This window comes from Micromonospora foliorum (assembly GCF_022229015.1).
GTDB lineage: Bacteria > Actinomycetota > Actinomycetes > Mycobacteriales > Micromonosporaceae > Micromonospora > Micromonospora foliorum.
This window is the reverse complement of record NZ_JAKKFF010000222.1, coordinates 1-1,835: the sequence shown is the minus strand read 5'-3', so window position 1 is coordinate 1,835 and position 1,835 is coordinate 1. Positions and strand designations below refer to the sequence as shown.

At 71.0% G+C, this 1,835-nt stretch carries 1 protein-coding gene; it reads right to left on the bottom strand.

The window, feature by feature from the left end:
* Positions 1-260: 260 nt before the first annotated feature.
* Positions 261-1,730 (bottom strand): MFS transporter, encoded by a 1,470-nt coding sequence (locus PSH25_RS17120; protein WP_238660032.1) that lies wholly within the window; start codon positions 1,728-1,730, stop codon positions 261-263.
* Between the last annotated feature and the right edge of the window lie 105 nt (positions 1,731-1,835).

Genomic DNA, 1,835 nt, shown 5'->3' with positions numbered 1-1,835 from the left:
AAAGGGGTCTGAAGCAGGTCGACGGGTGGCAGGACATGCCCCTGACCGACGCCGCGCAGACCGTGCAGGTATCGGCCTACCCGGACGCCTACGCCCAGTGGGAGCAGCAGGCCACCGACCTCGTCGCCCAGCACTGGAACAGCTGACCCGCGTCACCGCAGAACACGCACGCCAGCACCACCGCACGGCAAGACCACAGCACGACACCGACCGCTGGCCGGCACCCGCAACCCGGGGTGCCGGCCAGCGGCATACCCGGGTCAGTTTTTGTGGTTGTGGGTGCGCCAGATATCGATCAGCGCGGCGACCAGCGCGAGCGTGATGATGCCGCTGGCCAGCATGAGGGACTGCTCGAAGGCGCTGGTCCAGTCACCGCGGCTGTCGGCCAGCGTGGAGAAGAACAGCGAGCCGACCGCGGCGATGCCGGCGGCGGCGCCGATCCGCTGGCCGGTCTGCAGCATGCCCGCGCCGCTGCCCGCCTGCCCGACCGGCACCTCGGAGAGGGTGATCGTCTGGTTGGGGGCGATCACCAGTCCGCTGCCGATGCCGGCGATGAGCAGAGGGCCGGTGGTGACCCAGGGCGCCGGGGCGTCCGGGAAGAGGTGCAGGGCGATCACCGTCGCGGCCAGCCCGACGACCACGGTGAGCAGACCGATGGCGACCAGTGGCCGGCCGAAGCGGTTGACGATGCGGCCACCGAGCACGGCGGCGGCCGCCGAACCCAGGGCGAAGGGGGTGATGGCCAGGCCGGCGACGAGCGCGCTGTAGCCGAGGCCCATCTGCAGGAACAGGGTGAAGATGAAGAAGATCGCGGTGAAGCCGCCGAAGTAGACGAGCGCCAGGATCGAGCCCAGGGTGTACGACTGGAAGCTGAACAGTCGTAGGTCGAACAGGGGTTGGTGGTGGCGTGCGTACCGTCGCTCCCAGAGCCCGAAGGCGACCAGCACCGCCAGGCCGGCCGGGATGAGCGCCCACTTCCAGGGGGTCCGCCACTGCTGCTCCTGGACCAGTGGCAGCAGGACCAGGACCACGCCGATGCCGAGCAGCAGGACGCCGACGGGGTCGAGTTGACGCCAGCCGGGTTGACCGGTGGGGCGGCCGGGCAGCAACCGCCAGCCGAGGATCACCGCGAGGACGCCGACCGGCACGTTGACGAAGAAGACCCAGCGCCAGCCGTGTTCCTCGCCTCCGATGGCGATGAGCAGCCCGCCGAGCAGCGGCCCGACGGCGGTGGAGATGCCGATGGTGGCGCCGAGCAGTCCGAACGGGCGGGCCCGTTCGGGCCCGCGGAACAGTTGCTGGATCAGCCCGATGACCTGCGGGTTGACGATGCCGGCGGCGGCGCCCTGGAGCAGTCGGGCGATGACCAGCCACGTCGGGGAGGTGGCGAGGCCGGCGAGCGCGCTGGTGATGGTGAACAGCGCGATGCCGAAGACGAACGCGTTGCGTCGACCGCGGGCGTCGCCGAAGCGGCCGGCGGGCACCAGCGCCAGGCCGAAGGTGAGCGCGTACCCGGAGAGGATCCACTGCAGGTCGCTCGGCGACGCGTGCAGCGCCCGGTCGATGGACGGCACCGCGACGTTGACGATGCTCACGTCGAGCAGCGTCATGAACGCGGCGACGAGTCCGACGCCGACCGCCTGCCACCGTCGTCGGTTCTCGGCCGCGCTCACCGGTTGCGGCGTCTGCGCCGCGCTAATCGTGCCCCCCGTCGGCCCCTGGTCATCCATGGTTGACCGCTCCCCGGGTCGTCGGTGGTCGACGCGTGCCCGCTTGTTCCGCGGGTCACCGCCATCTGGCGTGCTCAGAAACTGGGCCCGCCATCGACGCGCGAC

Coding starts and splice junctions, on each gene's coding strand:
- PSH25_RS17120 (WP_238660032.1), bottom strand. CDS start 1,730: ATGGATGACCAGGGGCCGACGGGGGGCACGATTAGCGCGGCGCAGACG.